Raw genomic sequence first — 5,881 nt, 5'->3', positions numbered from 1 at the left:
CTGCTGTGGGCGGTCTGCGGCGTTGCAAATCCTCGCCATAGCTGCGGCTATGGCTGCGGTTTGCGCCTTGCATCCCATCCCACACCAGGGCGCGCGCCACCACGCGGACTTGTTCAGCGTTGCCTTAATGTGGAACACCCCCGAAGCGCCTGCGGCGCTTTCCCCTCAAGGGGGCGCACGTCTCACACGGCGTGTTTCATCATCCGGGGTGTCATCATTCATGTCACTTGGCTGAGATGCACCATGGCCACTGTCAAGTTCTCCGATTTCGTCGACGCCCACCATTTCACCAACGGCGGCGCGCCCTACGAGAACCGGGCTTTCTGCCCGACGACTACGACTGGGTGAATGGCTGCTTCCACAGGAGCGGCGCGTACCGCCGCTTCAAGGATCTTCTCGATGAGCGCGACGCGCTCCACACCTGGCATGCGGTCGAGGCGCGCGCCACAGAGCAGGCCTTGCGGCGGTGGTGCGATGGGCACGGCATACGGCTCAGCCCTTCGGCACCCGCGGCCTGAGCCCCGCCGCCGTTTGCCATTTGCCTTTCGCGGATGGCGCCGTAACATGGCGTTACCTTGACTTCCACGGACTTCGAAAGTGCAGCCCATCTACCAAGCCTCCTTGCTGGCATCGCTTCTTCCGCTCCTGCTGACGTCCGCCGTCATGGGCGTGACCGCCTTTCTTCTGGCCAGGGACAAGGGGCGCAATGTGACCCTGTGGACGGTGCTCGGGCTCATTCCCTTCGTGAACTTCCTGTGCTTCTCCTTCTTCATCGGCGCGGCCAACCTGCGCGCCGAGCGCAAGCTCGACGAGCTGCTGGCGCGGCACGATGGCCCTGGCAGGCCTGACCGGGTGTAGGTCGCTGGCAGAGGCGCGCATGAGCCTCTTGGGATGGATTCTGCTGTTCGGCGCCGGCAGCCTGTTCTGCCTGTGGGTGCTGCGCTGGGGCGGGGCGGATTGGCTGGAGGGCTGGCGTGCCGGCTTCCTGATCCCCGGGCCGGGGACGGGCGACTGGTCGGCCGAGCAGATCAAGCTCGGCGTGCTGCTGTTGTGGGCGCTCTACACGCCGTGGTTCGTGGCGGGGCTGTTCGTGCCGGCGTGGCGTTCCTTCTGGTAACGCGAAGGGCGGTGCCGCCGCAGTAAGCTCGGCCGGATGAAGCCGCCCTTCACCCCCAGCGCCGCGCCCCTGCACATCGGTATCGTCGGCTGCTCGGCCGAAGGCGCGGCGCTCTGCTACCGCACCATCTGCGCCGAAGGCGCGCCATGGCTCGGCGCCCATGGCCATCCCGAGGTATCCCTGCACACGCCCTCGCTGGCCGCCTACGTGCAATGCCTGGACGGTGGCGACTGGCCGGGCGTGGGCGAACTGATGCTGGCTTCGGCCCGCAAGCTCGCGGCCATCGGGGCGGACTTCCTCATCTGCCCGGACAACACCATCCACCAGGCGCTGCCCCACGTGCTGCCGCGCTCGCCGCTGCCCTGGCTGCACATCGCCGAAGTGGTGGCCGCGGAGGCGGCGGCGCGCGGCTTCAGGCGCATCGGCCTGACCGGCACGCGCTGGCTGGTGGAGAGCGGCGTCTACCCCGACAAGCTCGCCGCGCGCGGCCTGGGCTGGCTGCGCCCGAGCGCCGAGGAGCGCGAGGAGATCAACCGCATCATCATGGACGAGCTGGTGTGCGGCGTCTTCAAGCCCGAGGCGGTGGCGTACTTCCAGCGCGTGATGGCGCGCATGCGCTCCGAGGGCTGCGACGCCGTGGTGCTGGGCTGCACCGAAATCCCACTGATCATGAGCGACGCCAACGCGCCGCTGCCCACGCTCGATTCCACCCGCCTGCTGGCCCGCGCGGCGCTGCGGCGCGCGGTGCAGGACGTGCGGTAGGGAAGGAGGCACCCATGACCCTGACCACCTACCAAGGCGCCTGCCACTGCGGCCGCACCCGCTTCGAGGTGGACGCCGACATCGACCACGTGCGCGTCTGCGACTGCTCCGTCTGCCGCCGGCGCGGCGCGCTGACCCACCGCGTGCCGAAGGAGCGCCTGCGCCTGCTCACGCCCTGGAGCGATCTGAGCCTGTACCAGTGGGGCTCGCGCACGGCGCAGGATTTCTTCTGCCCGACCTGCGGCGTGCTGCCGTTTCGCCGGCCGAGCGATCCCACGGCGCAAGAACTCGCCGCGGGTGTAGAGCCCTTCGATGGCTGGGCGGTGAACGTGCGCTGCCTGGAGGGCGTGGACCTGGCGTCCCTTCCGGTGCGCCACATCGCCGGCAGCAGGATCTGAGGCACACGGGATGGCCCGCCGCCTCCTGCCCGCCGTGCTGGGGCTGCTGCTTGCCGCCGCGCAACCGGCGCTGGCCCAGCCCAGCTTCGAGGAGGTGCAGCGCGGCTTCCGCTCCTCCGACACCCGCGTGCTCGACCGCGATGGCCTGCTGCTGCAGCGGGTGCGCACCGATGCCAGCGCGCGCCGTGGCGACTGGGTGGCGCTGGCCGACGTCTCGCCCGCGCTGCGCACGGCGCTGGTGCTGAGCGAAGACCGGCGCTTCTACGAGCACAGCGGCGTGGACTGGCGCGCGGTCTCCGCCGCCGCCTGGGGCAACCTGTGGAACACCCGCACCCGCGGTGCCTCCACGCTGACCATGCAGCTCGCAGGCCTGCTGGACGAGGAAGTGGGGCGCGGCGGCGGGCGCGGCATGGCGCAGAAGGTGGGCCAGGCGCTGCTGGCGCAGCGGCTGGAGCGCGGCTGGCGCAAGGACCAGATCCTGGAGGCCTACCTGAACCTGGTGCCGTTCCGGGGCGAGCTGGTGGGCATCGACGCGCTGTCGCGCACGCTGTTCAGCAAGGCCGCGCATGGCCTGGACGGGCGCGAGGCGGCCGTGGCCGCGGCGCTGGTGCGCGCGCCCAACGCCAGGCCGGCGCTGGTGGCGCGGCGCGCCTGCGCGGTGCTGGGCGAAGTGCAGGCCGCCAGACCCGATTGCGAGGGGCTGGACATGTTCGCCCAGGCCGCGCTGCAGCGCCGCGCCTTCGACGCCAGCGAAGGCATCGCCCCGCACCTGGCGCGGCAGGCGCTGCGCGAGGCGCCGGCCGGCGCGGCGCAGGTGCGCACCACCGTATCGGCCCCGCTGCAGCGCTTTGCCGTGCAGGCGCTGCGCCAGCAGTTGCGCGAGCTGGCCGGCCGGCACGTGGAAGACGGCGCCCTGGTGGTGCTGGACAACGCCAGCGGCGAGGTGCTGGCCTGGGTCGGCTCCTCCGGCGAACTGAGCCGCGCGGCCGAGGTCGACGGCGTGCTGGCGCCGCGCCAGCCGGGCTCCACCCTCAAGCCCTTTCTGTATGCCCAGGCGATCGCCGGGCGGCGGCTCACGGCCGCCTCGCTGATCGACGATTCACCCGAGCAGATCGCCACCGCCAGCGGCCTGTATGTGCCGCAGAACTACGACCGGCGCTTCAAGGGCTGGGTGTCGGTGCGGACCGCGCTTGCGGCCTCGCTCAACGTGCCGGCGGTGCGCACGCTGGTCATGGTGTCGCCCGACGCGTTCTTCGAGCAGTTGCGCACGCTCGGCCTGCCGCTGCGCGAGTCCGGCGGCTACTACGGCTACAGCCTGGCGCTGGGCAGCCCCGAGGTGCCGCTACTGGCGCTCGCCAACGCCTACCGCGCGCTGGCCAACGGCGGCAGCTTCAGCCGCACGCGGCTGCTGCCCGGCCCGCCCGGCCCGGCGCAGCCGGCGCTGGACGCGCGCGCCGCCTTCATCGTGGGCGACATCCTGGCCGACCCGAACGCGCGCACCCGCACCTTCGGCACCGACAGCCTGCTGGCCACCCGCTTCTGGACGGCGGTCAAGACCGGCACCAGCAAGGACATGCGCGACAACTGGGCGCTGGGCTGGTCGCAGCGCTACACCGTGGGCGTCTGGGTCGGCAACGCCAGCGGCGCGCCGATGCGCGACGTCTCCGGCATTTCCGGGGCCGCGCCGGTCTGGGCCGCGGTCATGGGCTACCTGCATCGGCAGCAGCAGAGCCAGGCGCCGGCGCCGCCCGCCGGCGTGGTGCAGACGGCCGTCCGGTTCGGCGGCATGGCGGGCGAGGCGCTCGAGGCGCCGCGCCGCGAGTTGTTCCTGGCGGGAACGGAGCAAGCGCTATTTGCTATGAATAGCATAGCTAAAAGCCAAGGTCATACCTGGGATTCAGGCCAATTTCATGCAGAAAATGGCGATCGGGCGCCGCGCATCCTCGCGCCCGTGGCGGGCACCGTCATCGCGCTGGACCCGGACATTCCGCCACGCCAGCAGCGCCTGCGGCTCGAAGCCGCCGGGCAGGGGCTGCGCTGGCAGATCGATGGCCGGCCGCTGGCGCGCGGGCCCCGCGCCGAGTGGCTGCCCTGGCCCGGCCGCCACCGCATCCAGCTGGTGGATTCGCAGGGCGCGGTGCGCGACGAAGTCGGCATCGAGGTGCGCGGCGCCGGCGTTCGATGAGCCGGCATGCACGCCGAAGCCGCAAGCCGCCAGCGTGCCGGCTACTTCACGGCCTTGCCCACGTGCCCGTACTCGACAGGCACCTTCACGTAGCCCAGCTTGACTTCTTCCTGCGCGAGCGCGTCCATCAGGCGCTGGCATGCCGCTTCGTCGACCGATACGGTGATGGCAAGCGGCTGGTCCGCCAGTTCAAAGAAGTGCGCCGAATGGAAACGGCCGGCGTGGTCGAATGCTTCCGCGCCGCCCACCAGCGTTCCGCCGGCGGCGCCGTTGTCCTGGGCGAACTTCAGCAGCCATTCGCCGATGGGCGTATGCCCATGGCGACGGTTCTGCTCCGTGAAGAACGTGAGTTGATAGCCTTTCATCGCAGCTCCTTGGATCGTGGTGGGCGTGTGAGCGAAATCGTGGCCATGCCAAGCGCAGTCATGGCGAGTGAACCGCCCACGTGCAGGGCCAGCATGCCGGCGGACCAGCCCAGGCGCCCATCGCGCAGCAGCGTCAGCAGTTCGGCCGAGAACGTGGAGAAGGTGGACAGGCCGCCGGCCAGGCCGGTGATGACGAACAGCCGCCATGCCGGCGACAGGTTCGGCGCCGAGCCGAAATAGGCGATGGCAGCGCCGACGATGTAGGCCGCCATCAGGTTGGAGGCCAGAGTGCCCATCGGGATCTGCGGCACAAGCGCATTCATGCCCACGCTCAAGCCGTAGCGCATGAGGGCGCCGATGACCGAGCCGATGCTGACGGCGATGATCGCGTAGGCGCTGTTCATCATGACCTCGGCTTGCGGACACGGGCCGCCTGCACGGCGGCTCCTTCGCGGCCAACCGATGCGCCGAACAGGTGGCAAACGACCGTGCCGCCCAGCACCAGCGGCATCATGCGCAAGGGCACGACCTTCTTCGGGTCGTGGATCTCGTCGATGATCAGCTTGTTGCCGCCATCGACGGTCTTGCCCAGCACGTGGTGGAGCCACCCCACGCCAAAGCCAGCGGCCGGCAGCAGCCAGATGGCCCGATGGTGCGCCTCGCGCCAGGCCGTCGCGTGATCGAGGGAAACCAGAAAGAAGGCGGACGCGGTGCCTGCCAGGAAGGCCGCAACGCTGGCGATCGCGAGCCACTTGCCGATGTGGGGCTGCAGCTCAAGTTGTTCGGGTCGGGGAAATCTGCGCATGGGTCATGTGTGCTCGAATGAATCGGGCTGACCAACGGCAAGGGATGTGAACGCGAGCGCCTACAGCCCCGACCGAGGTCAGGTGTCTGTAGGCGTCATCAGCAGCCAAGGAATGCTGCGGTTAGGGCAACGCTGAATAAGTCCGCGTGGTGGCGCGCGCCCTGGTGTGGGATGGGATGCAAGGCGCAAACCGCAGCCATAGCCGCAGCTATGGCGAGGATTTGCAACGCCGCAGACCGCCCACAGCAG

Annotated in this window: 7 protein-coding genes and 1 pseudogene; 5 read left to right on the top strand and 3 right to left on the bottom strand. The window is 70.1% G+C overall.

The window, feature by feature from the left end:
- The first annotated feature begins 597 nt into the window (after window positions 1–597).
- From JHD63_RS21465 to pbpC, 5 genes are read left to right on the top strand one after another with little or no spacing between them, the layout of a single operon-like run.
- Window positions 598–858 carry a hypothetical protein gene (locus JHD63_RS21465; protein WP_198972833.1) on the top strand — a complete coding sequence of 87 codons (261 nt, stop codon included), beginning with the start codon at window positions 598–600 and terminating at the stop codon, window positions 856–858.
- 19 nt (window positions 859–877) lie between these two features.
- The gene (locus JHD63_RS21460; RefSeq protein ID WP_198972832.1) at window positions 878–1,117 is read left to right on the top strand and encodes a hypothetical protein; all 240 of its coding nucleotides are present in this window, start codon (window positions 878–880) and stop codon (window positions 1,115–1,117) included.
- A gap of 36 nt (window positions 1,118–1,153) precedes the next feature.
- A complete protein-coding gene (locus tag JHD63_RS21455) occupies window positions 1,154–1,879 on the top strand; it encodes an aspartate/glutamate racemase family protein (protein ID WP_198972831.1) in 726 nt (241 codons plus the stop codon).
- A gap of 14 nt (window positions 1,880–1,893) precedes the next feature.
- Complete coding sequence (locus tag JHD63_RS21450; protein ID WP_233168525.1) at window positions 1,894–2,277, top strand: GFA family protein; 384 nt, start codon at window positions 1,894–1,896, stop codon at window positions 2,275–2,277.
- A gap of 10 nt (window positions 2,278–2,287) precedes the next feature.
- Entirely contained in the window at window positions 2,288–4,462 is a 2,175-nt protein-coding gene (gene pbpC / locus JHD63_RS21445; RefSeq protein WP_198972830.1) for a penicillin-binding protein 1C, read from the top strand.
- 41 nt (window positions 4,463–4,503) lie between these two features.
- Here pbpC and JHD63_RS21440 read toward each other — a convergent pair whose 3' ends face one another.
- From JHD63_RS21440 to JHD63_RS21430, 3 genes and pseudogenes are all read right to left on the bottom strand, one after another.
- Window positions 4,504–4,827 carry a DUF190 domain-containing protein gene (locus JHD63_RS21440; RefSeq protein ID WP_198972829.1) on the bottom strand — a complete coding sequence of 108 codons (324 nt, stop codon included), beginning with the start codon at window positions 4,825–4,827 and terminating at the stop codon, window positions 4,504–4,506.
- The gene (crcB, locus tag JHD63_RS21435; RefSeq protein WP_198972828.1) at window positions 4,824–5,231 is read right to left on the bottom strand and encodes a fluoride efflux transporter CrcB; all 408 of its coding nucleotides are present in this window, start codon (window positions 5,229–5,231) and stop codon (window positions 4,824–4,826) included. Before crcB ends, JHD63_RS21440 begins: the two co-directional genes overlap by 4 nt.
- A gap of 29 nt (window positions 5,232–5,260) precedes the next feature.
- Window positions 5,261–5,632, bottom strand: a pseudogene (locus tag JHD63_RS21430) (chloride channel protein); the annotation flags it as partial.
- Window positions 5,633–5,881: the final 249 nt, after the last annotated feature.

It is taken from the genome of Xylophilus sp. ASV27 (assembly GCF_016428875.1).
GTDB lineage: Bacteria > Pseudomonadota > Gammaproteobacteria > Burkholderiales > Burkholderiaceae_C > Xylophilus.
The sequence above is the reverse complement of the archived record's forward strand: the minus strand, read 5'-3'. Positions and strand labels throughout refer to the sequence as shown.